This is a genomic window from Mannheimia sp. (assembly GCF_056854775.1).
Genome location: NZ_JBXGGI010000007.1, coordinates 1 through 26,482, shown reverse-complemented (window position 1 = coordinate 26,482; position 26,482 = coordinate 1). Strand labels below are relative to the sequence as shown.

Sequence of the window (26,482 nt, the reverse complement as noted above, 5' to 3'; positions counted from 1 at the left end):
TTTTACAACCCGTCCCCCGCAAATTAAACCGTGATGGGTTGGGGATTACACAATCTCAGCCGTTTACTCAAGGGGCTGATGTTTGGACGTGTTACGAACTCTCGTGGCTTAATAAAAACGGCTTGCCACAGGTGGCGATTGCAGATGTTGCTATTGATTTCAAAAGCGAAAATTTAATTGAGTCGAAAAGTTTTAAGCTCTATTTAAACAGTTTTAACCAAACCAAATTCAATTCCATTGAGGAAGTCGAGCAGACTATCCAACGTGATCTCGCAAACTGTGCAAGCGGTCAAGTTTCGGTAAAAATTTACACATTATCGCACTACACGCAACAACCGATTGTTGATTTCGAAGGTGAGTGCGTTGATGAGCAGGATATTCAAATCGACAGCTACGCATTTTCAACTCATTATTTAGAAAACATCACAGAAGATGATGTAGTAGAAGAAACTTTAGTGAGCCATTTGCTCAAATCTAACTGCTTAATTACTTCCCAGCCGGACTGGGGAAGTGTACAAATTCACTACAAGGGCAAAAAGCTAAACCGTGAAAAATTATTACGTTATTTGGTCTCATTCCGTGAACATAACGAGTTCCACGAACAATGTGTGGAACGGATTTTCTGCGACCTAATGCAATTCGCTCAGCCTGAAAAATTGACTGTTTACGCACGCTACACCAGACGAGGTGGGTTGGATATTAATCCGTTTAGATCGAATTTTGAGGAAGTGCCGGAAAATTTACGGATGGCAAGACAGTGATTTTATTGTCCCATCTGAACCGCCTGAGCGTATTTGAATTGGTAGGCAAATTTACTCTGAGCGAAGCGAATGTAAATTTGTCGTTAAGCCAATTCAAATTAAGCGAAGAAAAGCGGTGAAGTTCGGATCGCCTTTCTTTTGGTTACTTTTCTTTGGCGAAGCAAAGAAAAGTAACGAGTAAAGCAGATGTTTAATTTTATGATGAATGAGTATAGCTCAAATTACTATATCGGCGTTATGTCTGGCACGAGCCTTGATGGCGTAGATATTGCTTTAATGGATTTTGCAAAAAGTCCGCCCAAAATGACCGCTTGTGATTTCTTTCCAATGCCGGAGGAATTACGTTCGGATATTTCTGCGTTGCTTAAAACAGGCGAAACCAATCTCCAAAAGCTGGGGGAAATCGACCACCGTTTAGGCTTGCTTTATGCACAAACTATTAATGCGTTTTTAGCGAAAAATCAGCTAACAGCAGAAAATATTCAAGCCATTGGTTGCCACGGGCAAACGGTTTGGCATTCTCCGGATTCCGTTTATCCATTTACAACACAAATTGGTGATATGAATTTAGTGGCAGCCAAAACAGGCATCACCACTATTGCCGATTTTCGCCGTAAAGATATGGCGGTTGGAGGGCAGGGGGCACCGCTTGTGCCGGCTTTTCATCAAGCAATTTTTAGTGATGCTAATCGTTTAACGGTGGTACTAAACATTGGTGGTATTAGTAACATTTCAGTGCTAAAACCGAATAGCCCAACTATTGGTTATGATGTGGGGGCTGGTAATACCTTGATGGATAGTTGGATTGAGCAACATCAAGGCAAAAGATACGACAAAAACGGCGAGTGGGCGAAATCGGGTCAGATTATTCCTAACCTATTGATTGAATTATTGAATGAACCGTTTTTCAGTAAAGTTCCCCCAAAAAGCACAGGGAGAGAGTTATTCAATTTAACGTGGCTTGCAAAAAAATTGCAAAATTTCACCGCTTGCAAGCCTGAAGATGTGCAACGTACGCTTGCAGAATTTACTGCAAAAAGTATCGCTAACGAATTAATTCCACTTGAAACTGAATTGCCTTGCCTGTTGTTGGTATGTGGTGGTGGAGCAAGAAACTCATTGTTAATGGAAAGATTATCTGCACTTCTGCCAAATTGGCGTGTGGCAACCACAACCGAGTTTGGTTTAGATATTGATTATGTCGAAGCTGCTGCATTTGCTTGGCTGGCTTATCAACGAATGCATAGTTTACCAAGTAATATGCCAAGTGTAACAGGGGCAAAAAAAGCGGTAAGTTTAGGGGTAATTTACTCAGCGGAATAAAGGAAAATGACAGAAAAGAATTTACTCAATGCCTTAGGGCAGATGATCACAGAGCAGCGTAATCCAAACTCAATGAATATTGATGAACTTTCTGCATTAGAGATTGTGCAGATTATCAATAATGAAGACAAGCAAGTGCCTATTGCAGTAGAAAAATGCTTGCCGCAAATTGCTTTAGCAGTAGAAAAAATCGTGGTTGCCTTTCAGCAAGGTGGACGATTGGTTTATGTGGGAGCTGGAACGAGCGGGCGTTTAGGTGTACTAGATGCTTCAGAATGTCCTCCAACCTATGGTGTCAAACCTGAAATGGTGGTAGGGCTTATTGCAGGTGGTGAGAGAGCTTTGCGTTTCCCGATTGAAGGGGCGGAAGATAACCGTGAGCAGGGCAAAGCCGACTTACAAGCGGTCAATTTTTCGCAAAAAGATGTATTAGTCGGTATTGCAGCAAGTGGCAGAACGCCGTATGTTTTAGGGGCAATGGAATATGCTAATTCTCTAGGAGCAACAACAGTTTCGATTGCCAGCAACCTGCATTCGGCGATGGCACAAATTGCGGATATTGCGATTGATACGGTTGTAGGGGCAGAAGTGCTGACCGGCTCAAGCCGTATGAAATCGGGCACAGCACAAAAGTTAGTATTAAATATGCTGACAACTGCCTCAATGATCTTAATTGGCAAATGCTACCAAAATTTAATGGTAGACGTGCAAGCCACCAATGAAAAGCTTAAAGCTCGAGCAATCCGTATTGTAATGCAAGCAACCGAATGTGAAAGATATGTAGCTGAAAATACATTAAAATTAGCTGAAAATAACGCAAAATTAGCGATTATGATGATTTTAGGTAATTTAGATAAGCAGGAAGCGGAAAGCTTATTAGCTCAAAATCAAGGACGATTACAAAAGGCGTTAAAATAGGAGTATGTCTGCTCTCTCCCCTTGTGGGAGAGAGACAGATAAATCATTCGTTCAGAATGATTTATCAGAGAGAGGGGAGGCAGATTTAAGCAAATAAATGATGGTATTTTACTAACTCTTCTTTCGTCAAACTAAACACACCCAATCCGCCATTTTCAAACTCCAACCAGTTAAACGGTACGCTTGGGAATTGTTCGATTAAATGTACCATACTATTTCCCACTTCGCACACTAACACGCCGTTATCATTTAAGTAATCTGCCGCCTGTGCCAAAATGCGTTTGGTTAAATCCAAACCGTCTGCTCCCGAACCTAATGCTAATTCGGGTTCGTGGTGAAATTCTTCCGGCATATCGCCTAAATCTTCTGCATCAACATAAGGCGGATTAGTTACAATCAAATCATATTTATCTTGCGGAATATCGTTAAATAAATCTGAGCTGATCGGGAATACACGATGTGATACTTGATGACGCTCAATATTAATTTGAGCCACATCTAACGCATCGAGTGAAAGATCGACTGCATCCACTTCCGCATCCGGAAAACGCTCTGCACAAGCAATCGCAATGCAACCACTGCCAGTACACATATCTAAAATGCGGTGTGGCTCATTTTTGATAATGCCTTTAAAGCCTTTTTTGATAAGCTCACCGATTGGGGAGCGTGGCACAATGACACGCTCGTCCACATAATATTCACTTCCACAGAACCAAGCCGAATGAGTTAAATAAGCCACAGGTTTACGAGAGCCTAAACGCTCGCAAATTAAGTGAATAACACGTTCTTTTTCCGCTCGTGTTAATCGGGAAGAGTAAAGTGCTTCCGGCACATCAAAAGGCAGATAAAGCCCGGCTAATACTAATTGTTGGGCTTCGTCCCACGCGTTGTCATAACCGTGCCCGTAGTAAAGATCGGAAGCATTGAAATAGCTATACGCCCAACGCATCATATCTTGAATGGTGGCTAAATCATTCACAACGGGTAGGGCTGCAATTTCATCAAGAAGTTCGATATTATATTTAAACATTTTTAGTGCCTTTTGCATAATTATAGAATTGCTGTTTTATACCATATTTTGCTTTGTGTTAGAATGTAAAAATTATAGAGAAGGAAAAGATTATGTCAGAGAATATGTTAGAAGACGAATTTGCATTATTTAGAGAAGCGGCTAAAGGCACGAAAAAAATAACACAAAATACTTATGTACCCAAATCAGAACCTCGTAAAAAACTACAGGAATTACGAGAGTTAAAAGAAAAAGCGGATATTGAGTTCTATTTTTCTGATGAATACGAGCCTTTGCTCAAAGAAGAAAATGAAAAAGTGAAATATCTGCGTGAAGATGTTGATCCTTATATTTTAAAGCAGCTCAGACGGGGTGATTTTCAGCCGGAACTGTTTCTGGATCTGCACGGTTTGACCAGAGAAAAAGCGAAAAAAGAGTTGGCAGCTTTAATTTTGGCTTGTGAGAGAGAAAACGTGTTTTGTGCCAGTATTATGACAGGCTTTGGCACTCGCACGCTGAAAGACCAAATTCCTCGCTGGCTGGTACAACACCCGAAAATTATGGCGTTACATCAAGCACCAAAAGAGTGGGGCGGAGATGCTGCGATTTTAATTTTAGTTGAGCAGCCGGAAAACCCGGAAAAAATGTTTGGGCGTTAAAATGAGGATAATTGCAAATTTTGAGTAGAAAAAGACCGCTTGTTATTGTTTTGTAAGGAGAACCAATGTCAGAACAAACTTTTCAACAACTTACGGCATTATTAGATTCACATCAAGCCCGCTATCGGATAGTGGAACATTCTTCTGCGGGGAAATCGGAAGAAGTGGCAAAAATTCGTGGTACAGAAATAGGGCAAGGAGCAAAGGCGTTAGTCTGCAAAGTAAAAGGAAATGGCATAAAACAGGCAGTATTAGCAATATTACCGGCGGATTACCAAGCAGATTTAAGCAAAATTGCCGAGCATCTTGGAGGGCTTCGAGCCTCACTTGCCAGCCCGGCGGAAGTGGCAGAATTAACCGACTGTGTATTTGGAGCAATTCCGCCGTTTAGTTTCCATTCCGATTTGTTATTGGTAGCTGAGCCAAGCTTATTTGAGCGTTACGATGAATTAGCCTTTAATGCCGGCACGTTAGAACGTTCTATTATTCTGAATACGGCAGATTATCAACGTATCGTCAATCCAACTTTAGTGAAGTTTGCGAAAGATTAAGTTAGGGAGCAAAAAAATCGACAATTTTGCCGATAGCAACGTCCATTAATTTCGGGTTAGAAAAGGCGTGATCTGCCCCTTCAATAGGGAACAGTTCAATCACATTATTATCGGCAAATTGCTGTGAAACGCTTAATGGCACCATTTCATCTTCTGTACCGTGTAAAATAAAAATTTGATCAGCAACTTCCAAATAATCATTTTGGAAAATATCGCCTCCAGCCAGTTCGTCAAAGAAGGCTTGGCTGATTTTCATTTGGCGGTCGAAGCCCCACAAAATTTCTTTACCTTTTGCTAGTTTCTGGCGTTCTTCCTCGCTCATTCGGCTCATCAATGAATGATGAATTTGTACTGCAGGAGCTCGCAAAGCAATTTTTTGGAACGGATTACCCTGTTCATTAATATATTTCAACGTTAAATATCCGCCAAAGCTCGTGCCGTAAGCATAGATATTTTTCGCATTCAGCGTGTTTTTGGCGTAATCGATCACAATTTGCAAATAGGTTTGGCATTCGGCAACGGAAAGCTTTTTGCGGGCATCGGCTCCGTGGCAAGGGAAATCAAAAGCGATCGCCGCATAGCCTTTATATTTTGAGCTTAAACGCTCGCCAAATTTGGTGTTTGATTTTAAATCTTTTGATGAACCAAAACCGTGCAAAATGAGCACCACATTTTCAATGTTATGAAGCTCTTTTTCATAAAAGAGCTTACAACGAATGCTAAAACCTTGTTCGTTAATATCAAAGAGCTTTTCCATATTTATTTAATCTTATACAGCTTGTTTGAAATCATTTTAGCACTTTTCTCTTACAAGCGGTCGGAACTCTCTAATTTTTTGCAAATTTTCAGCAAAATTTAACCGCTTGCTACTAGCGAAAAATTGAACATATTTATAGAATACAGCCTTCATTTTTAAAAGGAGAAAACAAAAAGTGTTGCAACTTATTTTTGCTATTTTATGTAGTGTTACGGTAGGGGTATTAATTAAATACGCTCGCCAAAAAGGCATTCGAATCGATCAAAGCATTGCAGTAAACTATATCGTAACAACGACAATGACGTTTCTATTGCTTAAGCCCGATTTTCAAGGGCAATCTATCACTGAAATTATGGCAACCAATCCGTCTGCCTATATTTTTGTAATTTTAAGCATCACATTGCCAACTATTTTCTTAGTGCAAGCAAAAGCATTGGAATTTGCAGGGATTATCCGCACTGATGCGGCACAGCGTTTATCATTATTCCTACCGATTTTGGCGGCGTTCACCATTTTTGGCGAACAAGTTACCAATAATAAATTAATGGCTCTGTTATTAGCTTTTGTTGCATTAGGCTGCTTACTGTGGAAAGGTAATCAAGGAATGGAAAAAGGCGGCAAAATTGCGATTATCAGCCTTTTCCTTGTTTGGGTAGGTTATGGCGTAAATGATATTTTATTCAAACAGATCGCCAAATCCGGCTCGGCATTCCCCGTTACTCTAGCCATTGCCTTTATTGGAGCGGGTTGTTTTATGTTTATCTACTTACTGCTAAAACGCACTCAATGGCACGTTCCAAGCGTGTTAGTCGGTTTACTGTTAGGTGTGTTGAATTTCGGCAATATTTTATTCTACATTCAAGCCCACCAAGCGATGAAAGACGACCCAACCTTAGTTTTCACCGGGATGAACTTAGGTATTATCTGTTTAGGCACATTCGTGGGAGCATTTTTCTTTAAAGAGAAAATCCATAAAGTGAACTATTTAGGCGTAGCGATTGCGATTGTGGCGATTATTTGTTTATTTTATTGGCGATAATTTTTACCAATAATAATTAATATAATTCAGGCATCACTCTCTTTTAATGTATATAATTTGATAAAAGAGAGTGATCTTATTAAGATTAACTAACAAAATAGTTATATAAGCGAGATAAAAATGGAAATACATATTCAAGCGACACAGTTTAGACAAGAAATTTTGCTTTATCAAAAAACTGGAAATTATGAAAAAGCTCTTGATATTGCTAAACAGGCTTTGCTGCTTGGCTATGACACTGATTTTTTCTTATCGGCAGCATCAACTATGTGTATTAAACTTGAGCGCTGGCAAGATGCTGTTAGCTATGCACTACAAGCAGTTGAACTTGAACCAAGCGAGATCAATAATTTTGATGTGCTATCCCACGCCTATGGTGCTCTTTTCGATTGGAAAAATGCAGCCCCTTATGGTAGAGCAGCTTTAGAACTAAGACACGCTCAACATAAAGTAAATAATCCGATTTTACCTGCCTTACCTGCAATTCAATCTGATATAGAGAAAAAGAAAAAAATTATTAGCTTCTCTCTATTTGGTGCAAGTTCTGCATATATCGAAACCGCAGTTTTAAATGTACAACTAGTTAATGAAGTTTATCCTAATTGGATCTGTCGTTTTTATGTAGATGAAACAGTACCTGAAGAAGCAATTCAACGATTAACAAGTCCTCATAGTGAAATTATTTATGTGCAAGGTGAAGAAAAATCTTTGTCTAAAACAATGTGGCGTTTTTTGGCAATGGACGATGAGAGTGTAGGTTATATTATATTTAGAGATGCAGATTCCGTTATCTCTAAAAGGGAGGCGACGACTGTTGCAGAATGGATTGCAAGCGGTTGCCGTTTTCATACGATTCGAGATTCAGGCTCTCATACAGAATTAATTTTAGCTGGGCTCTGGGGAGCCATTGCCGGTAGTATTCCGAATGTAACAGAGAAAATGTATGACTATGTTAGAAAGTATGGTGATACAAGTCGATTTACCGATCAGTATTTTTTAAGAGAAAAAGTTTGGGGCTATGTACAGCAAGATCTATATGCAAGTGATAGGATTTTTGGATTTATGAATGCAAATCCTATTTCAGAGGTAGGTTTTGATTTTAGCTTAACTCATATTGGCTGTAATGAAGGTGGCTCTATTTTCCGTGCAGCAACTCCAAAACTTAAAAAAGGCAATAAAGTGGTTTGGAAGTTACATTCTAGCATTGTTATTTCTCATACTTTTGATTCATCACCTCAGATTCAAGATGAAAGGCTTATTTGTCAGTATGAAGTGATTGCTGAAGATGGCTATATAGAAGGATTTATTCCTAAACGTTATGCAAATGGGATAAATACCGGGTTGAGCCGTATTGAATTAATATATGGATAATTTTCGGGTATTTTTTGTCATAGCATAAAGAATAATTTGCTAATTGATTAGACATTTATAGCCCCGATTTCAATTTAGAGAATAAAAATGAAACTAAATATTTTATCTACAATGATTGCTGTAATGGCATTAACTACCCGGTCTTTTGCGACAATGCCTGAAAAACCTGTAGAAGAGCCTATTCCTTTCTTTAACAAAACCGACTCAGGTTACGATTTAACGTTTAACGATCAAAAGGCTCGTTCTGTTGAAGCAGAAGTAAATGGTGAGAAAATCCAATTCCGCTCTTTTGAGCGAATTGTTTATGTAAACAATCCTGTTGATCCTGAATATCAAACACTCAATTTTTATGTGCCCGAAGCTTATTATAATGAAGGTGAGATCAATGGTTATAAAATGAATACTGCACCGATTTTCTTACCAAATTCGATAGGTGGTTATATGCCGGCAAAAGCCGCAAGCTATGATAAAAAAGGGCGTAATGATTCTCCAAGTGCGATTTTGGTAGCTCTTTCAAAAGGCTATGTGGTGGCAAGTGTTGGAGCTCGTGGGCGTACGTTACAAAAAGACGGAAAATTTATTGGCAAAGCTCCGGCTGCCATTATTGATTTAAAATCAGCAGTGCGATATTTACACGCTAATGATGAAAAAATGCCGGGTGATGCCAATAAAATTATCGCAAACGGTACCAGTGCGGGAGGGGCGTTATCTGCCTTGTTAGGGGCTTCAGCCGATCATTTTGATTATGAGCCTTATTTCAATGAAATTGGAGCATTAAAAGCGAGTGATAAAATCTTTGCTGTTTCGGCTTATGCACCTATTACTAATCTTGAAAATGCAGATATAGCGTATGAGTGGCAATTTAACGGTGTAAACGAATTTAGCCGTATTGATATGAGTAAATTAAATTCAGCGGAATTTAATGACCGCTCAAAACCTAAGCCGAAACTTGAAGGTACATTGAGTGAGGCAGAAATTAAGGTATCTAATGAGCTTGCTGAGCGTTTTCCCATTTATCTAAATAGTTTGCACCTACAAGATGAAAACGGAAATGCCTTAATGCTTGATCCAAAAGGCAATGGTTCTTTTAAAGATTATTTAGCAAATGTGATTAAAGATTCCGCCAATAAAGCCTATAGTCAATTAACGGAAAATAGTGAGGGACAAAAACTCTTTCAAGAAATTAGCTGGTTATCTTTTGAAAAGGGTAAAATCAGCAATGTAGATTGGTTCGGTTATGTGTTTTCAGATAAACGAATGAAATCACCACCTGCATTTGATGCGTTGAATGCGACTTCTGGAGAAAATAATTTATTTGGTACATATACGGAAAACAATCGCCATTTCACGCTTTATAGTGCAGAACGTTCATCAAATCAGAGCATCAACTTAGCCGATCCGCAAATGGTGAAAAGAATGAACCCAATGTATTATTTGGATAATCCAAATGCGGCAGAGCATTGGCGAATTCGAGTGGGTACGGCGGATCGTGATACCTCTCTCGCCATTTCAGCTATTCTAGCGATTAAACTACAAATGGCAGGTAAAAACGTGAACTATGAAACCCCGTGGGGTATGCCACATTCAGGCGATTATGACTTAGAAGAGCTATTCCAATGGGTTGATGAAATCGTCAAAGGCAAACCATAAAAAATAGAGTAGAATAAGCAGATCGAAAGATCTGCTTTTTTATAGATTGAAGATTATGCAAGTTAAAAAATTTAGTCAAAAATATGTAAATTGGGTATTAAGATTAGGGCGATTAAGAGCCTCTTTACTCGGTTTTTTTGTGGTCGCCGTTTCCGCAATTTTAATTCAAAGTGGATTAACCTATCTATTTATAGGCAGAGTAGTTGTAGTGGATATCTTACGTTCCATCGCATTTGGCTTAATTTCTGCCCCTTTTGTACTCTACTTTTTTACACTTTTAGTCGAAAAGTTGGAGCGTTCTCGTTTACGCTTAGAAAAAGCAGTAAAAGATCTGGAAGAGCTTCGAGAGCAAGATGCTTATCTCCACGCTAAATTAGAGAAAAACAACCGTGATAAAACGATCTTAATGGCAACTATTAGCCACGAATTACGCACGCCGCTGAATGGAATTATTGGCTTAAGCCAAATTTTGCTTGATGAACAACAAAGCGAAAAGCAGCAAGAATATCTCAAAACCATCAATATGAGTGCAACGGCATTAGCACATATTTTTGGCGATATTATCGATTTAGAAAAAATTGACAGTAGCCGCATTGAGTTGTTTAGAAAAGAGGTTGAATTTGAGCAATTAATTCAAGATATCGCAAATTTCGGTAACTTTATGGCGGGTAATAAAAATATTGATTTTAAATTAAAATATCCATCGAATTTACCTAAATATATTTATACGGACTACGCCCGTCTAAGCCAAATTTTATGGAATTTAATCAGCAATGCCGTGAAATTTACCCCAACAAGCGGTCAAATTTTGTTGGAAATTTGCCAATTAGAGAAAGAGCAATTTAGTTTTAGTGTGGCGGATTCGGGGATTGGTATTCCTGAAAAAGAACAACGCAAAATTTTCGATATGTTCTACCAAGCTGAAAATTCGAAAGAGAAAAAAGCACAAGGGAGTGGCATTGGTCTATCGGTTTCAAAACGTATTGCAAAACTGATGGGCGGAGATTTAATGGTAAAAAGCCAAGAAAATCAAGGTTCAACCTTTACCCTAACCATTCACGCAGAAAGTACGGAAACCAAGCCTGAATTAGATATTCAAAAGCACGGGTTAAAGGTGCTTTTAGTTGAAGATATTGAGATGAATGTAGTGGTTGCTCAAGCAATGTTAGAAAAAGTGGGCTGCGAAGTTGATGTTGCAATGACAGGAGAAGAAGCATTTAAATGCTTTGAGCAAAATAGCTACGACTTAATTTTATTAGACATTCAATTGCCTGATACTACAGGTTTTGATATTGCACAAACATTAAGAAACCGTTATGAAAACGAGGAAATTGATTATTTACCGCTACTTATCGCTTTAACGGCGAATGTCATTCAAAATCAAAAAGATTATCAAGCACAAGGTATGGACGATGTACTTCGTAAGCCGTTATCTTTAGAAGCCTTGGTGAATTGTCTAAATCACTATTTTGATAATGACTTCTTGCAAAAAAATGAAGAAAAACAACCGCTTGTAGCTAATAATTCTGAAAATTTATCTTATAACATCACAATGCTCAATGAATTGGTTGAGGTAATGGGGAAAGCAAATGTTCTTAGCAATATGGATTTATTTGCTGAGTTAATGCCAGCTTATTTGGAAAATTTACAGCGTTATTTAACTGATTGGCAAATCACAAATTCTGCCGAAAGCCGTAAATTAACGGCGGACGAAGCTCACAAAATCAAAGGAGCATTGGCATCGGTTGGGTTACATCAACTACAACAAATTGCTCAACTTGCCCAGTCTGATAATGGCGAGCAGTGGGAGCAAAATATTGAGAAATGGGCAGAAATCATTAGTTCAAAATGGCAGACTGATTTACAATTAGCTAAGGAATACGTAGAGACGCACTGAGTGCGTCCTACGCTACCATTTCTTTATTTTCGGCTTCACAAATTCAATGCCTTTATCTTGATAGGCTATTCCTTCTAATGCCAGCAGAAAACGTTTATTTGGTAAGCCACCACCAAACCCTGTCAATGTTTGATTTTTACCTAACACCCGATGACAAGGCACTAAAATCGAAATTGGGTTTCGCCCAACCGCTCCGCCTACCGCACGCATAGCACTTGGTTTGCCTAATTTTTTGGCAATTTCACCGTAGGTTGTGGTTTCGCCGTAAGGAATTTCACGCAAAATTTTCCAAACAGACTGTTGAAATTCCGTACCTTGTGGAGCAAGAAAATCTAACTGCTGAAAGGGGATTTTTTCCCCTGCGAAATAGCGGTCTAAAATCTCTTTTGTTTTGCAAAAAATTTCTAAAATTGAACCGCTTGTAGAGCTTGCTTTGGTAAATGGTTCAACAGAAGTTGTGCGTTGCTCTTGTTCAAATTCAATATAAATTAACCCTTCGTTTTGGGCGAGTAAAAGTAATCTACCTACTGGGCTTTGGTAATAATCGTAGTAAATTTGAGATTTCATTTTAAATTCAATAAAAAAGAGGTGTAATTTAGTTTACACCTCTTTTAACATTAATTCATTAAATTAGAATTTATAGTTTACGTTTAAACCGTAAAGGTTTGCACGTGATTTAACATTAAATACTGCACTGCCCTCTTTAAAGGTATTTTTTGAACCTCTAAGGTGAGCATAGCCTAAATCTGCAGAAAGATTTGGTGTAAAACGGTAAGTTGCACCAAGTGTGTACCAAGCACGATCTGTATCAGGAATAGAAATAGACGGACTTCTTACACTTGCAGTCTCATCATAAGCGATACCTGTACGTAAGGTTAATGCTTCGTTTACATCATAAGAGAAACCTAACGCAACACGCGAAGAGTCATTATAATTTTCTTCTTTATGAAGAAGTACATTACCTGATTCACCATAAGCGGTTAAGGCTTTGAATTTTTCCCATTCTGTACGTTTGTAGCTATATTGCATTGCTAATTTGTCGGTTAATTTGTGATAACCTGAAATTTCCCAATAAGCTGGAAGATGTAATGTTAAACGTCCAGGAATTTCTTGACCACCAGTAGCTTGGCTAATAGGGGATTGTGCAGCAATGGCTGGTATTGCTAATAATCCATTAAATGCTGTTGGGAATGCGTTTGAGTAATGCCCTTTAAATTTCACGTTTACCGCTGAGTGATAAGCAATACCTAAACGGTTTCTTTCATTAATTTCATACATTAAACCAGCATTCCAGCCTAAACTCCATTCATCGCCGTGTACACGAGAAACTTCTGTACCATTTTGCATTTGTGCAAGAGTTTTTGCAGCATTCGCAGCTAAAGGTTCTAAACGAGAACCTAAAATTTTACCACCAACACCTAAATGACGGATAAATTCTGCTTTAGAATAAATAACATTTAAGCCTGCACCAGCACTAAATCCGTAGCCTAAATTGTATGCACCACTTAAATTAAAATTGATTGCTTGTAGTTGAGTATTACCACCATAAACACCTGCAGCATAGTCAGGAGCAAAGCGAGATTTTAAACCGTAGTTTACATTCACTCCACCACCAATAGCAAAACGGTCATTGATTGGGGAAACGATGTATAAATTTGGTACTACAGCTGTAGGAATAATATTTTTTTGTGAAGCCTTGAATACGCCACCAAGTGTGCCATCAACATCAACATCAGCATTTACAACAATTCCACCTGCAGAAATTTCGGTTTGTTTGAATAATGTCATTAAGGCAGGGTTGGTTGCAACTACAGAAGCATTATCCGCTACAGCCGCATCACCTGCGTAAGCTCTACCTAAACCGGATGTTGAAACTTCAGCTAATTGGAATGCTGCTGCGTGAGCAGTGCCTGCTGAACAAAGTGTAACTAATGATGCAAGTAATGTTTTTGAAAAAATTTTCATAATAAGTCTCTTAAATAATATGAAAAATAGTTAATTTTAATAATAAATTACGATTGTTAAAAATATAACGGACTGATTTTAGAGAGCAAGACGTATGCTATCAATCAATTTTTGCAAAATTTCAACTGTTCCGATCAGTTAAATGTGAGTAGTAATGAAATTATATTGTTTATAAATAAGTTTATTTTTTGGTATTTTGGGCTATTTTTTCGTATAATAGACCCATTATTTTTACGTTTTTTTAATATATAAAACCTTTCACACCGATTAGTGCTTAAATGATTGACTAAATTGGTGGGTTATATCAAAATTTACACATTGCTCCAGAGGTTTTCTGGATAAAATTACGAGGATATTTTATGAAACTTACCTCAAAAGGGCGTTATGCAGTAACAGCTATTATAGATATTGCTTTACACGGTAAATCAGAGCCGGTGAGTTTAGCTGATATTTCAGACCGCCAAGCAATTTCGCTTTCATACTTAGAGCAACTTTTTGCTCAACTTCGCCGTGATGGTATTGTGCAGAGCGTTCGAGGTCCGGGTGGTGGTTATCAATTAGGTAAAAAACCGGAAGAAATTAGCGTAGGAATGATTATTTCTGCGGTTAATGAAAATATTGACGTTACTAAATGTAAGGGTAGCGGTAACTGCCGTAAAGATTCTCAATGTTTAACGCATTCTTTGTGGGAGCGATTAGAAGATCAAATTGAGCAGTTCTTAGGGACAATTTCAGTGGCGGATTTAGCCGAGGAACACGCTGATCACGATTGTGAAAAAGAACATTGTCACGAACATCCTCATCATCACTAATTGCAAAATTTTTAATAAAAACAACCGCTTGTGAGTTGTTTTAACTAGGAGTAACAATGAAATTACCAATTTATTTGGACTATGCAGCAACCACGCCAATGGACGAACGTGTTGCGAAAAAAATGATGGAATATATGACCAAAGACGGTATCTTTGGTAACCCGGCTTCTCGCTCTCACAAATTCGGTTGGGAAGCAGAAGAAGCGGTTGATGTAGCTCGTAACCAAATTGCTGACTTAATCGGTGCAGACAGCCGTGAAATCGTTTTCACTTCTGGTGCAACTGAGTCCGACAACCTTGCAATTAAAGGTGCTGCACACTTCTATCAAACAAAAGGTAAACACATCATCACAGTTAAAACTGAACACAAAGCGGTATTAGATACTTGCCGTCAGTTAGAGCGAGAAGGTTTTGAAGTAACTTATTTAGATCCTGAAGAAGATGGTTTATTAGATTTAGCAAAATTTGAAGCTGCAATTCGTCCGGATACCATTTTAGTGTCAGTAATGCACGTAAATAACGAAATGGGCGTAATTCAACCAATTAAAGAGATCGGTGCAATCTGCCGTGCGAAAAAAATCATTTTCCACGTAGATGCAACACAGTCTGTTGGTAAAATTGAAGTGAATGTACAAGACTTAAATGTTGATTTAATGTCTTTCTCAAGCCACAAATTATACGGACCAAAAGGTATCGGCGGTTTATATGTTTGCCGTAAACCACGTGTTCGCTTAGAAGCGATCATTCACGGTGGTGGGCACGAGCGTGGTATGCGTTCAGGCACATTACCTGTTCACCAAATCGTAGGTATGGGCGAAGCATACCGTATTGCGAAAGAGGAAATGGCAAGCGAAATGGCTCGTTTAACCGTATTGCGTGATCGCTTATACAACGGCTTCAAAGATATCGAAGAAGTGTATGTAAACGGCTCAATGGAAGAAGGTAAACGCGTAGGTTCAAACTTAAACATCAGCTTTAACTTTGTTGAAGGTGAGTCATTAATGATGTCATTACGTGATATCGCAGTATCATCAGGTTCAGCTTGTACTTCTGCAAGTTTAGAGCCTTCTTATGTGTTACGTGCCATCGGTCGTGATGATGAGTTAGCTCACAGCTCAATTCGTTTCACATTAGGTCGTTGGACAACGGAAGAAGAGATCGATCACACTATCGAAATCGTGAAAAAAGCGATTGTGAAATTACGTGAACTTTCTCCACTTTGGGAAATGTTTAAAGACGGTGTGGATCTAAGCAAAATCGAATGGAACCATCATTAATTAATAAATTAAATTGGAAGGAATACAAAAATGGCATATAGCGAGAAAGTAATCGATCATTACGAAAATCCACGTAATGTGGGTACATTTGATAAAGAAGCATCAGATGTAGGTACAGGTATGGTAGGTGCACCTGCGTGTGGTGATATTTTACGTTTACAAATTAAAGTAAACGAGCAAGGTATCATTGAAGATGCACGTTTTAAAGCGTACGGTTGCGGTTCTGCAATCGCATCAAGCTCGTTAATTACCGAGTGGGTAAAAGGTAAATCTTTAGATGAAGCAGGTGCAATTAAAAACAGCGACATCGCAGAAGAGCTAGAATTACCACCGGTAAAAGTTCACTGCTCAATTCTTGCAGAAGATGCGATTAAAGCAGCGATCGCAGACTATAAAGAAAAACAAGCGAAGTAATATGATACAATAAATGCAAGCGGTCGATTTTTGCAAAAAATTTGCAAAATTTTACCGCTTGCATTTGCTATTTCTATCTTGATTTAATCCATTCACATAAGGACACCTATGAGTATTACCTTAACAGAAGCCGCCGCAAACCGAGTTCGTACATTCTTAGAAAACAGAGGCAAAGGTATAGGCTTAAGGCTTGGCGTAAAAACGTCGGGTTGTTCGGGCTTAGCCTATGTACTGGAATTTGTTGATGTATTAAATGAAGACGATAACGTATTTGAGCAACACGGGGTAAAAGTGATTGTGGACGAAAAAAGCCTCACTTACCTTAACGGCACGCAATTAGACTTTGTAAAAGAAGGCTTAAACGAAGGCTTTAAATATACCAACCCAAATGTAAAAAATGAATGTGGTTGTGGCGAAAGCTTTAGTGTGTAAGGAGAACAAATGAGTAACCCATTTACACTTTTTGATCTGCCTGTTCAATTCCAACTTGATAACGCCCAGCTTTCGGAGCGTTATCTTGCTTTACAAAAACAGCTTCATCCGGATAATTTTGCCAGCCGTTCTAGTGCAGAACAACTTGAAGCAGTACAAAAATCGGCAGATGTGAATGATGCACTAAATGTTCTTAAAGATCCGATTTTACGAGCAGAATCTATCATTGAAATCTATACAGGTGAAGCTAAAAATCTCGAAGAAAAAAGTATGCGAGATGTGGATTTCTTAATGCAACAGCTTGAATGGCACGAAAAACTCGAAACCATTGAACATCGTAAAGATGAAACTGAATTAATCGCTTTTTTAAAACAGATTAAAACAGAACAAAAAACAGTACTTCAACAGCTTGAAACGGAATTAAATGCAGAACAATGGCAAAAAGCCAATGCCCTAACCGATAAATTACGCTATTTCAAAAAATTGATTATTCAAATTGAGAAAGTAGAAGAAAAGTTGTTTGAAATGTAAATATAAGCGGTCTAATTTTATTAGGATTTTGCAAATGAAAAGTTTAGAAGAATTATTAGATAAACAATCCGCTTGGCTAATTTTAAGAGACTGGTTTGCCCAAGCTAAAAACCATTACCAGATTTTGGTAAGTTATCCTGAAGATGCCGGTTCAGCATTAGTCGGAATGCAGCTTTCCACTCGCTCCCCACTTGGAGCAATGCTTTATGAAACAGGTGGTGTTTTAATTGATCACGGTTGGTTACGCATTTTAGGCTCGGGCAATGAAAAATTACCGCGAGGTTTATTTGATTGGAACTTCGGTAAAACTTTTAAACAATCTGGCGAGCAACCAAGCCATTTGCTGATTGCGGATGATGCGATTGGTGGTTATTTTGCCATTAATGCAGGTGGAATTGGGGATGATATCGGCAAAGTGTATTACCATCACCCGAAAACGCATAAATGGGAAAATTTAAATTTCGGCTATTCTGAATTTTTAGGCTGGGCGTTAGCGGGCGATTTAAATGCTTTTTACAAGGCATTTCGCTGGGAAAATTGGCAAGCCGATGTGGAAAAATTGCAAGGTCATCAAATTTTAGATTTAAACAGCAAAATTGCGGTGCCGATTGAACGCCACTACCAAAGCATCTTTGCCCCTGAAAATATGGGTTATTCGGTGGCTTAGTTTTAACTCTCTCCCACAAGGGGAGAGAGTAATAGAATTTAGAGAGATAAAAATATAATGGCATTATTACAAATTTCTGAACCGGGTCAAACCGCTGCACCACATCAACATAGATTAGCAGTAGGAATTGATTTAGGCACAACAAATTCATTGGTTGCGACAGTTCGTAGTGGACAAGTGCAAGTGCTGTTAGATGAACAAGAAAGAGCATTAGTGCCATCGGTTGTGCATTACAGCGAAACTGAAAAAACAGTCGGTGTTGAGGCTTTTGCAAAAGCAGCACTTGATCCACAAAATACGGTTATTTCCGCCAAGCGTTTAATTGGGCGTTCGCTTGCTGATGTTGAGCAACGTTATACTAATTTACCTTATCAATTTAATGCGAGCGAAAATGGCTTGCCGCTCATTCAAACTGCACAAGGCAACAAAAGCCCGATTGAAGTTTCAGCAGATATTTTAAGCCACTTAGCACAATTCGCAGAAAAACGTTTAGGCGGAGAATTATCGGGTGTAGTCATTACTGTTCCTGCTTATTTTGATGATGCTCAACGCCAAAGCACTAAAGATGCGGCTCGCCTTGCAGGTTTGAATGTATTACGTTTATTAAATGAACCAACGGCGGCGGCAATTGCTTATGGATTAGATAGCGGGCAAGAAGGCGTGATTGCCGTTTATGATTTAGGTGGCGGTACTTTCGATTTATCTATTTTACGTTTACGCAAAGGCGTATTTGAAGTACTGGCAACTGCAGGTGATACCGCACTCGGTGGTGATGATTTCGACCATTTATTAGCTGATTGGATTTCCGAACAAGCTAATTATAAACCCCAAACTGCAAGCGAACAGCGTGAATTATTAACCTTAGCGACTCAAGCAAAAGTTGCTCTTTCACAAGCGGTCGAATTTGAGGTGAAATTTGCAAATTGGATAGGCACAGTCAGCCGTTTGCAATTTAATGAGCTAATTCAACCGCTTGTAAAACGCTCATTAATGACTTGTCGCCGAGCATTGAAAGATGCTGGTGTAGAAGCTGATGAAGTATTGCAAGTAGTGATGGTTGGCGGTTCAACCCGAGTGCCTTTTGTGCGTGAAAGCGTGGGCGAATTTTTTGGTAAACCTCCTTTAACTTCTATCGACCCGGACAAAGTTGTGGCAATTGGTGCAGCAGTGCAAGCGGATATTTTAGTTGGCAATAAACCAGATGCTGATATGCTATTGCTAGATGTTGTACCGTTATCGCTTGGCATTGAAACAATGGGCGGCTTGGTAGAGAAAATTATTCCACGCAATACCACTATTCCTGTCGCAAGAGCCCAAGAGTTTACTACAGCGAAAGATGGTCAAACTGCAATGACTATCCACGTGCTACAAGGCGAGCGTGAGTTGGTGGAAGATTGCCGTTCGTTAGGTAAGATTTCATTACGTGGAATTCCACCAATGGCAGCCGGTGTGGCACAAGTTCGCGTAACTTATCAAGTGGATGCAGACGGTTTATTGAATGTAACGGCAATGGAAAAATCGACGAAGGTTCAAGCATCTATTCAAATTAAACCATCTTACGGCTTAACTGATGAAGAAGTTACTCAGATGATTAAATCTTCTATGACAAATGCGAAAGAAGATATGGAAGCCCGTCAGCTTGTTGAACAAAGGGTAGAAGCAGACCGTGTGATTGATAGTGTCGTAGTGGCATTGAAAGAAGACGGTTCGGAAGTGCTAAGCATTGAAGAATTTAAAGCGATTGAAGCAGAATTAGCTCGTTTAATTGAGTTAAAATCAGGTACAGATCGCCTAGCAATTCAACAAGGAATTAAAGATTTAGAGTTAGCTACGCAAGAATTTGCCGCACGTCGTATGAATCTATCTATTCAAAAAGCGTTGGCAGGGAAAAAGATGGACGATCTTGCATAAGGAGCTTTTATGTCTAATTATGTAAAAACCGAACTCTCAGAGCAGTTTAGAATTGTTGCGGTGGAATTTGATTTAGAAGATAACCGTATTTTTGAATTGGGCGAGCGGATTAATGCTGAATATGAAGTCGCTTATATGAACGGCTATAATTGGGCGGCATTTTTAAGAGCTTATCTTAGTATTTATCGACCAAGCCTATTAGAGTTATTAGAGGAAGATCCGGAAGCCGAATGTTATTATGTAACTTATCCGCTTTCGGAGAAAAGCAAAGAAAAAGCGAGAGAATTGAAAAATATTATCGTCTATTTGGTTGAAAATGAAGACGAAATTTTAAACTTCATTGGTGAGCATATAGATAATATTGAATGGGATTAATTAAAGGAAAATTAAGATGCCAAAAATTGTATTTCTTCCACACGAAGAGTTCTGCCCAGAAGGTATGGTTGTTGAAGCTAAAGCTGGGGATAATTTATTAGAAGTTGCACACGATGCCGGTGTTGAAATTCATCACGCTTGCGACTGTTCTTGTGCTTGTACCACTTGCCACGTTGTGATTCGTGAGGGTTTTGACTCGTTAAACGACACGACAGACCAAGAAGAAGATATGTTAGACAAAGCTTGGGGATTGGAAATGGATAGCCGCTTAAGTTGTCAATGCATTGTGGGCGAAGAAGACTTAGTTGTTGAAATTCCAAAATATAACTTAAATCACGCAAATGAGGCAGCACACTAATGAAATGGACAGATACCCGAATGATTGCAGAAAATCTGTATGATATGAATCCGGATTTAGATCCAACTACGGTACGTTTTACCGATATGCACAAATGGATCTGCGAAATGGAAGATTTTGATGATGATCCGGAAGCATCAAACGAACATATTCTTGAAGCAATTTTAACGATTTGGTTAGAAGAGTACGAGTAAATAATTCATTCCCTCTTTATATTTTAAAGAGGGATTTTATTTTTAAATTGTCTTTGACGATAAATAGAAGGTTAAATAATGAATACATCACAGCACACAGCATTTAACTTTTGCTGTGATTACTAGCACAATTGGACGTTCTGAATTAGAAGAAGCTATAGTAAGTGTGAGAAATCAAACTTATCCTGTAAAACATTATATATTTATTGATGGCAAAGATTATTGGCAAGCATCTGAAAAAATTATCGCAAAATATCCTGATGTAATCCCGATCTATTTACCTATTAATACGGGTAAAGGTGGTTGGTATAATAGCCGAATAAATGCTATTGCTCCTTTTATTGTTGAAGAAGATATAATCTGTTTTCTTGATGATGATAATTTTTATGAATCTAATCATATTGAAACTTTAGCAGATGCTTTTCAAAGCTCTTCATCAGACTGGGTTTATAGCTTCAGAAATATGGTAAGAATGGATGGTTCTTTTCTCTGTAAAGATACTGTAGATAGCATCGGTTTTTATGGATGTGAACATCCTGAGTTTGCTCATTTTGAATTTGAAGAATTAAGTTTTCCGATTAAATTAGCATTTGAGCCTTTTGTCGATATCAATTGTTATGCTTTTCGCCGTAAAGTAGCTCAAAACTTAGCTACGACTTGGAATATTCAAGGATTTGGTAATGATAGAGTAGTATTTAATACTTTAAAAAAAGAACTAAATTTGAAATCAGTTGGTACCGAGAATTTTACAGTGAATTATAGAATGAATCCTAAAACATTCGGTCTTGGGAAAATTTGGGAAGTCTTTTCTAGTGTCTATTTTACAGAAGATAAGATAGAAGAAGCCTTTTATATTGCACTAAAATCAATAATAGGAAGTGGGGATAAATTAATTCGCCCCTAACTCTGGAAAGAAGCAGCAATATTGATGCCTAAAAAGAATCAAAGTTTTCCTATGCAATGTAAATCATATCTGGCTAATATCTATTAGGACCTAAGAAAATAAGATCATTTTTTATATTTTACTTTTTTCACAGCATAAATCCTACGCTTATTTAACTCTTCTCGAATAGCTTGTTTTTCAAAGCCCTCTTGAATAACTTGTTGAACATCTACTTCCATTGCCGCGTGATAATAACTTTTTGCCAGTTCGGCTTGTGGGTAATCTCGGTTTTCAAAGCCTAATCGCCCTTTTGCGTCAGCCTCACAAGCGAGCAGAAAATCAAAAAATCGTTTTGGTTTTCGCCAAACGTCTAAAGCATTAAAGAGTTTAATAACGGTTTCAGGACGGAGTTCTGCCATTTTGTGGCAATGGGTATGGTATTCGGTTACTAAAAGAGCAAAATCTTTAACCTCTGTTGGAATTTTGAGTCGATTGGCTAAATTTCGAGTGGGTTGAATGCCTTTTACCTCGTGTCCGTAATGATGCGGGAGAATATCTGAAGAGGTTAGCCCTTTTCCTAAGTCGTGGCATAGGGCAGAGAAGAGTAAAGCGGTCGGATTTTCCGCATTTTTTGCAAATCGCTTAGCCTGTTCTAATACCATTAACGTATGTATGCCAGAATCAATTTCTGGGTGATGTTGAGGTGGTTGCGGTACGCCAAAGAGTTTATCGACTTCTGGAAAAAGCACTTTTAACGCACCTACTTGGCGTAAAACCTCGAAATAAACTTGGGGGTTTGCTTCGACAAAGGCTTTCTCTGTCTCAAGCCATATCCGCTCAGCGGTAAGGTTTTCTAGCTCACCGCTACCGGAGAGTTCTTGCATTAGGGCTAAGGTTTCATCAGCGATGGTAAAGCCAAAAGTGTGAAAACGAGCAGCAAAGCGGGCAACACGTAATACACGTAGAGGATCTTCACTAAAAGCAGGGGAGATATGGCGTAAAATTCTGTTTTCTAAGTCTTGAACACCGCCATAAGGGTCAAAAATCTTGCCTGTTTCATCTTGTGCAATGGCATTAATGGTTAAATCTCGGCGGATTAAGTCTTGTTCAAGGGTAACAGTTGGCGAGAAATCACAGATGAAACCATTGTAGCCTTTGCCTTGCTTGCGTTCTTGGCGGGCTAAAGCATACTCTTCTTTAGTTTCAGGGTGGAGGAAAACAGGAAAATCAGCCCCCACTTGTTGAAAGCCTTGTGCTAATAATTGCTCTGAAGTTGCTCCCACCACTAAAAAATCTCGGTCTTTCACAGGTAAGCCGAGAAGCTGATCTCGCACCGCACCGCCAATTAAATAGATATCCATTTGCAAAACTCTCTAAAAATATGACCGCTTACATATCCGTTTTTTCTTTAAACTCGCATAAATCTTCAATAATGCACGAGCCACAACGAGGTTTACGGGCAACACAAGTGTAGCGACCGTGTAAAATCAACCAATGGTGAACATCTACTTTAAATTCATCGGGCACAACTTTAAGTAGCTTTTCTTCAACCTGTACCACATTTTTACCGGGAGCAAAATTGGTACGATTAGACACACGAAAAATATGTGTATCTACCGCAATGGTGGGGTGTCCGAAAGCGGTATTCATTACTACATTGGCGGTTTTTCTACCTACACCGGCAAGAGCTTCGAGAGCATCACGATCTTCCGGCACTTCACCGTTATGTTTTTCAATCAGATCTCGGCAGGTTTTGATGATATTTTCCGCTTTGCTGTTAAATAATCCGATCGTTTTAATATACTCTTTTAACCCATCTACACCTAAATCTAAAATTGCTTGTGGCGTATTGGCAACAGGAAATAATTTATCGGTTGCTTTGTTTACTCCTTTATCTGTTGCTTGTGCAGAAAGGATAACCGCAATCAATAATTCAAACGGATTACTGTAGTTCAGCTCCGTTGTCGGGTGCGGATTTTCGTTTCGTAAGCGAGTTAAAATTTCAACACGTTTTGCTTTATTCATTGTTAATTAAAAATTCCTTGTTCATAGAGCATTTTGGCAACCATGATAAATGACATTGTTACCAACATTGGGCGAATTAATTTTTTGCCTTTTGTCATTACCATTTTAGCACCGAGTGTACCGCCAATAAATTGCCCGACCATCATTATTAAACCGACTTTCCAGATAACAGCACCACCAATTGTAAAGAAAATAAGTGAGGCAAAGTTAGAGGTAAAGTTAATTACTTTTGCGTGAGCAACTGCTTTAGGAAGATTAAAGCCCAGCAATAAAATAAAGGCTAGTGTAATAAAAGATCCTGTTGCAGGACCAAACATACCATCATAGAAACCAAGTGCAACGGAAGCAGTAAACGCAAATGTAGTAAAGCTAATTCGTTGTTTGCGATCTTCATCGCCTACACTTGGGCTGACTAAAAAATAGATGCCGATAATCAAGATTAAAAATGGGAGTAACGTTTTCAGAAATTCGACATCAATACTTTGAACAAAAATAGTACCCACTGCCGAGCCAATAAATGTACATAAAATCAGTAGCCAAATTTGCTTTAAATTGACGGCTTTTTTGCGGATAAAATAAAATGAGGCAGAAAATGATCCACCACAGGCTTGTAATTTATTTGTACCTAAAGCCATTGCCGGTGGCAGCCCTGCCGCCATCAATGCCGGAATAGTGAGTAAACCACCGCCGCCGGCAATTGCATCAATAAAGCCGGCAAGTATAGCAACACCAAGTAAAATAGCTAAAATATCAATTCCAAGTTCCATTAATACACCACCATTTCATCACTGTGGACGGCAACCGAGCCAAATTCATAGCCCAGTAGCGATTCGATCTCTTTCGATTTTTTGCCTTTAATGCGAAGTAGTGCCTCACTGCTATAGCGAGCGATGCCGAGAGCAATTGCTTTCCCGTCTTGGTTGAAGATTTTGATCACCTCACCTCGAGTAAATTCGCCTTTGATTTCAGAAACGCCCACAGGCAGCAGTGATTTATGTGCGAGCAATGCTTGTTCTGCTCCCAGATCCACCACAATTTCCCCTACTTGTGGGGCGGCAAATAGCCAACGTTTTCTGCCTTCCAAGCGGTCAGATTGTACTAAAAATTTGCTACCGATGTTTTCACCATTGGCTAAATCCACCAACACATTTGGACGAGAGCCAGAAGCGATAATGGTTTCCACCCCCGAACGAGTGGCAATATCGGCTGCGGTAATCTTGGTACTCATTCCACCCGTGCCTAAGCCGGTTGAACTGCCGCCTGCAATTTGGCGGATTTCAGGGGTGATTTTTTCAACTACCGAGAGCAATTTTGCATCAGGGTTTGAACGAGGATCGGCACTGAATAAACCTTCTTGGTCGGTTAATAAATAGAGCTGATCCGCTTGTGCGAGAATTGCCACAAGAGCCGAGAGATTATCGTTATCGCCTACTTTAAATTCTTCAGTAGCGACCGCATCGTTTTCATTGATGACAGGGATAATTTTTTGAGCGAGTAGAGCATCAAGTGTATCACGAGCATTTAAAAAACGCTCACGATCGTCTAAATCTGCTCGAGTCAGTAGCATTTGCCCGATGTGAATATTGTAAATATCAAATAAATTTTCCCACACACGAATAAGCTGGCTTTGCCCAACTGCCGCAAGCATTTGCTTTGAGGCTAAGGTTTTCGGTAGTTCAGGATGCCCTAAGTAATCACGCCCTGCTGCAGCTGCACCAGAGGTTACAACAATGACCCGATGATTTTTATGAAGTTCGGCAATTTGCTTCACTAATTCCAGCATATAAGGGCGGCTTAAACTTTTTGTGCCGTGAGTGAGGGTACTCGTTCCAAATTTAATGACGATAGTTTTTGACATAACTGATTCACTTTATTTAAAAATTATACGAATAAAATTATCACTTTTAAGGTGTAAAATCACGCTTAATTTGATATAAAATCAAACCAAATTGCATAAAAGGATAGAAAATGAAAATTAGCGTAATTGTTGCCTGCACCCAAAATAAAGTCATTGGCAAAGATAACCAAATGCCGTGGCATTTACCTGTAGATTTGGCGTGGTTTCGCCAAAATACAGTAGGAAAACCAGTGATTATGGGGCGAAAAACCTATGAATCCATCGGCAGACTACTACCAAAACGCCCGAACATTATTCTTTCTCGTTCAGGTTTTGAGGTGGAAGGGGCTTATTCGGCAACATCATTGGAACAAGCGGTCGAATTAGCCAAAAGTTTTGCAAATAGCGATGAAATTATGATTATCGGTGGCGGAGAGTTATTTAAACAAGCCTTACCAACGGCAGATACGCTTTATTTAACCGAAATTCAGGCAGAAATTGAGGGCGATACCTTCTTCGAATTTGATGAAGAAAATTGGCAATTTGTGGAAGAAAAATGGTCAAAAATTGATGAAAATAACCCTTATCGTTGTCGTTTTATGGTGCTTAAACGTCGTTAATGGTGAATAAATAAGCAATCAAAAAGAAAAATATGAACGCAAACCTTTGCTATTTTTAGCCTTAGATACAAATAATCGCAGACATTTTAGAATATAGGTGTTTATTTTAATTTTAGGAGACTTCAATGAACTATGTTGAAATTTTAGGCTATGTTGCAATGGTATTAGTTGCTAGTTCGTTTTTATTAAAAGATGTAATTAAACTTCGTTTAGTCAATTCATTAGGTTGTGCCTGTTTTGTGGTTT

General features: G+C 38.8%; 29 protein-coding genes and 1 pseudogene. 22 read left to right on the top strand and 8 right to left on the bottom strand.

Annotation, left to right across the window (positions count from 1 at the left end):
• The 3 genes from queF to murQ form a co-directional block, all read left to right on the top strand.
• Positions 1-761, top strand: a 761-nt coding sequence (gene queF / locus ACJHV0_RS00355; RefSeq protein ID WP_483133056.1) for an NADPH-dependent 7-cyano-7-deazaguanine reductase QueF, incomplete at its 5' end; no start/stop codon positions are given.
• A 186-nt stretch (positions 762-947) separates the two neighbouring features.
• Positions 948-2,084 (top strand): anhydro-N-acetylmuramic acid kinase, encoded by a 1,137-nt coding sequence (locus ACJHV0_RS00350; protein WP_483133055.1) that lies wholly within the window; start codon positions 948-950, stop codon positions 2,082-2,084.
• Positions 2,085-2,090: 6 nt separating this feature from the next.
• A complete protein-coding gene (murQ, locus tag ACJHV0_RS00345; protein ID WP_483133054.1) occupies positions 2,091-3,002 on the top strand; it encodes an N-acetylmuramic acid 6-phosphate etherase in 912 nt (303 codons plus the stop codon).
• Positions 3,003-3,087: 85 nt separating this feature from the next.
• Here the strand turns inward: murQ and prmB are convergent, their stop codons facing one another.
• Positions 3,088-4,032, bottom strand: coding sequence for a 50S ribosomal protein L3 N(5)-glutamine methyltransferase (gene prmB, locus ACJHV0_RS00340; RefSeq protein ID WP_283385664.1), 945 nt, complete (start codon positions 4,030-4,032; stop codon positions 3,088-3,090).
• Between the two features lie 104 nt (positions 4,033-4,136).
• Between prmB and smrB the strand changes: the two genes are divergently transcribed.
• Together smrB and ACJHV0_RS00330 are read left to right on the top strand one after the other, a co-directional pair.
• Positions 4,137-4,670: an endonuclease SmrB gene (gene smrB, locus ACJHV0_RS00335; RefSeq protein WP_025236230.1), complete on the top strand. Its 534-nt coding sequence runs from the start codon at positions 4,137-4,139 to the stop codon at positions 4,668-4,670.
• Positions 4,671-4,735: 65 nt separating this feature from the next.
• Positions 4,736-5,221 (top strand): YbaK/prolyl-tRNA synthetase associated domain-containing protein, encoded by a 486-nt coding sequence (locus ACJHV0_RS00330; RefSeq protein ID WP_025247894.1) that lies wholly within the window; start codon positions 4,736-4,738, stop codon positions 5,219-5,221.
• A 1-nt stretch (position 5,222) separates the two neighbouring features.
• On the opposite strand, the gene ACJHV0_RS00325 is transcribed toward ACJHV0_RS00330, so the two are convergent.
• Positions 5,223-5,978, bottom strand: coding sequence for an alpha/beta hydrolase (locus ACJHV0_RS00325; RefSeq protein ID WP_483133053.1), 756 nt, complete (start codon positions 5,976-5,978; stop codon positions 5,223-5,225).
• 175 nt (positions 5,979-6,153) lie between these two features.
• Here ACJHV0_RS00325 and ACJHV0_RS00320 point away from each other — a divergent pair, with 175 nt between their 5' ends.
• The 4 genes from ACJHV0_RS00320 (at position 6,154) to ACJHV0_RS00305 (ending at position 11,935) form a co-directional block, all read left to right on the top strand.
• Positions 6,154-7,017, top strand: coding sequence for an EamA/RhaT family transporter (locus ACJHV0_RS00320; RefSeq protein ID WP_483133052.1), 864 nt, complete (start codon positions 6,154-6,156; stop codon positions 7,015-7,017).
• A gap of 120 nt (positions 7,018-7,137) precedes the next feature.
• Positions 7,138-8,388 carry a tetratricopeptide repeat protein gene (locus ACJHV0_RS00315; RefSeq protein ID WP_483133051.1) on the top strand — a complete coding sequence of 417 codons (1,251 nt, stop codon included), beginning with the start codon at positions 7,138-7,140 and terminating at the stop codon, positions 8,386-8,388.
• A gap of 123 nt (positions 8,389-8,511) precedes the next feature.
• The gene (locus tag ACJHV0_RS00310; RefSeq protein WP_483133057.1) at positions 8,512-10,038 is read left to right on the top strand and encodes a subtype B tannase; all 1,527 of its coding nucleotides are present in this window, start codon (positions 8,512-8,514) and stop codon (positions 10,036-10,038) included.
• A gap of 55 nt (positions 10,039-10,093) precedes the next feature.
• A complete protein-coding gene (locus ACJHV0_RS00305) occupies positions 10,094-11,935 on the top strand; it encodes an ATP-binding protein (protein WP_483133050.1) in 1,842 nt (613 codons plus the stop codon).
• A 12-nt stretch (positions 11,936-11,947) separates the two neighbouring features.
• On the opposite strand, the gene ACJHV0_RS00300 is transcribed toward ACJHV0_RS00305, so the two are convergent.
• Both ACJHV0_RS00300 and ACJHV0_RS00295 read right to left on the bottom strand, forming a co-directional pair.
• On the bottom strand, positions 11,948-12,502 hold the full coding sequence (locus ACJHV0_RS00300; RefSeq protein ID WP_334236249.1) for a methylated-DNA--[protein]-cysteine S-methyltransferase: 555 nt from the start codon (positions 12,500-12,502) through the stop codon (positions 11,948-11,950).
• Positions 12,503-12,565: 63 nt separating this feature from the next.
• A complete protein-coding gene (locus ACJHV0_RS00295; protein ID WP_483133049.1) occupies positions 12,566-13,900 on the bottom strand; it encodes an outer membrane protein transport protein in 1,335 nt (444 codons plus the stop codon).
• Positions 13,901-14,259: 359 nt separating this feature from the next.
• Between ACJHV0_RS00295 and iscR the strand changes: the two genes are divergently transcribed.
• The 11 genes from iscR to ACJHV0_RS00240 all read left to right on the top strand — a co-directional run bounded on the left by iscR (position 14,260) and on the right by ACJHV0_RS00240 (position 21,775).
• Entirely contained in the window at positions 14,260-14,712 is a 453-nt protein-coding gene (gene iscR, locus ACJHV0_RS00290; protein ID WP_283385672.1) for a Fe-S cluster assembly transcriptional regulator IscR, read from the top strand.
• Positions 14,713-14,768: 56 nt separating this feature from the next.
• Positions 14,769-15,989, top strand: coding sequence for an IscS subfamily cysteine desulfurase (locus ACJHV0_RS00285; RefSeq protein WP_334238956.1), 1,221 nt, complete (start codon positions 14,769-14,771; stop codon positions 15,987-15,989).
• A gap of 30 nt (positions 15,990-16,019) precedes the next feature.
• Positions 16,020-16,403: a Fe-S cluster assembly scaffold IscU gene (gene iscU / locus ACJHV0_RS00280; protein WP_188156489.1), complete on the top strand. Its 384-nt coding sequence runs from the start codon at positions 16,020-16,022 to the stop codon at positions 16,401-16,403.
• 108 nt (positions 16,404-16,511) lie between these two features.
• Entirely contained in the window at positions 16,512-16,835 is a 324-nt protein-coding gene (gene iscA, locus ACJHV0_RS00275) for an iron-sulfur cluster assembly protein IscA (protein WP_025236218.1), read from the top strand.
• A 9-nt stretch (positions 16,836-16,844) separates the two neighbouring features.
• The gene (gene hscB, locus ACJHV0_RS00270) at positions 16,845-17,366 is read left to right on the top strand and encodes a Fe-S protein assembly co-chaperone HscB (protein WP_483133048.1); all 522 of its coding nucleotides are present in this window, start codon (positions 16,845-16,847) and stop codon (positions 17,364-17,366) included.
• A gap of 34 nt (positions 17,367-17,400) precedes the next feature.
• The gene (locus ACJHV0_RS00265; RefSeq protein WP_334233924.1) at positions 17,401-18,033 is read left to right on the top strand and encodes a DUF2625 family protein; all 633 of its coding nucleotides are present in this window, start codon (positions 17,401-17,403) and stop codon (positions 18,031-18,033) included.
• 57 nt (positions 18,034-18,090) lie between these two features.
• The gene (hscA, locus tag ACJHV0_RS00260) at positions 18,091-19,944 is read left to right on the top strand and encodes a Fe-S protein assembly chaperone HscA (protein WP_483133047.1); all 1,854 of its coding nucleotides are present in this window, start codon (positions 18,091-18,093) and stop codon (positions 19,942-19,944) included.
• 9 nt (positions 19,945-19,953) lie between these two features.
• Positions 19,954-20,319: an Imm51 family immunity protein gene (locus ACJHV0_RS00255; RefSeq protein ID WP_025236214.1), complete on the top strand. Its 366-nt coding sequence runs from the start codon at positions 19,954-19,956 to the stop codon at positions 20,317-20,319.
• A gap of 16 nt (positions 20,320-20,335) precedes the next feature.
• The gene (fdx, locus tag ACJHV0_RS00250) at positions 20,336-20,677 is read left to right on the top strand and encodes an ISC system 2Fe-2S type ferredoxin (protein ID WP_025217569.1); all 342 of its coding nucleotides are present in this window, start codon (positions 20,336-20,338) and stop codon (positions 20,675-20,677) included.
• Positions 20,677-20,871: a Fe-S cluster assembly protein IscX gene (gene iscX, locus ACJHV0_RS00245; RefSeq protein ID WP_006248391.1), complete on the top strand. Its 195-nt coding sequence runs from the start codon at positions 20,677-20,679 to the stop codon at positions 20,869-20,871. The genes fdx and iscX overlap by 1 nt, the downstream gene beginning before the upstream one ends.
• Positions 20,872-20,986: 115 nt before the next feature.
• Complete coding sequence (locus tag ACJHV0_RS00240; RefSeq protein ID WP_334238947.1) at positions 20,987-21,775, top strand: glycosyltransferase family 2 protein; 789 nt, start codon at positions 20,987-20,989, stop codon at positions 21,773-21,775.
• A gap of 104 nt (positions 21,776-21,879) precedes the next feature.
• Here the strand turns inward: ACJHV0_RS00240 and ACJHV0_RS00235 are convergent, their stop codons facing one another.
• From ACJHV0_RS00235 to proB, 4 genes are read right to left on the bottom strand one after another with little or no spacing between them, the layout of a single operon-like run.
• On the bottom strand, positions 21,880-23,115 hold the full coding sequence (locus ACJHV0_RS00235; protein WP_483133046.1) for a multifunctional CCA addition/repair protein: 1,236 nt from the start codon (positions 23,113-23,115) through the stop codon (positions 21,880-21,882).
• Positions 23,116-23,143: 28 nt separating this feature from the next.
• Positions 23,144-23,779, bottom strand: a complete 636-nt coding sequence (gene nth / locus ACJHV0_RS00230; RefSeq protein WP_334234990.1) for an endonuclease III — start codon at positions 23,777-23,779, stop codon at positions 23,144-23,146.
• A 2-nt stretch (positions 23,780-23,781) separates the two neighbouring features.
• Positions 23,782-24,546, bottom strand: coding sequence for a TSUP family transporter (locus ACJHV0_RS00225; RefSeq protein WP_483133045.1), 765 nt, complete (start codon positions 24,544-24,546; stop codon positions 23,782-23,784).
• Complete coding sequence (proB, locus tag ACJHV0_RS00220; RefSeq protein WP_334238940.1) at positions 24,546-25,637, bottom strand: glutamate 5-kinase; 1,092 nt, start codon at positions 25,635-25,637, stop codon at positions 24,546-24,548. The genes ACJHV0_RS00225 and proB overlap by 1 nt, the downstream gene beginning before the upstream one ends.
• Positions 25,638-25,747: 110 nt before the next feature.
• On the opposite strand from proB, the gene folA reads away from it, so the two are divergent.
• Together folA and ACJHV0_RS00210 are read left to right on the top strand one after the other, a co-directional pair.
• Positions 25,748-26,236 carry a type 3 dihydrofolate reductase gene (gene folA, locus ACJHV0_RS00215; RefSeq protein WP_483133044.1) on the top strand — a complete coding sequence of 163 codons (489 nt, stop codon included), beginning with the start codon at positions 25,748-25,750 and terminating at the stop codon, positions 26,234-26,236.
• A gap of 125 nt (positions 26,237-26,361) precedes the next feature.
• Positions 26,362-26,482: pseudogene (locus tag ACJHV0_RS00210) on the top strand (lactate dehydrogenase); the annotation flags it as partial.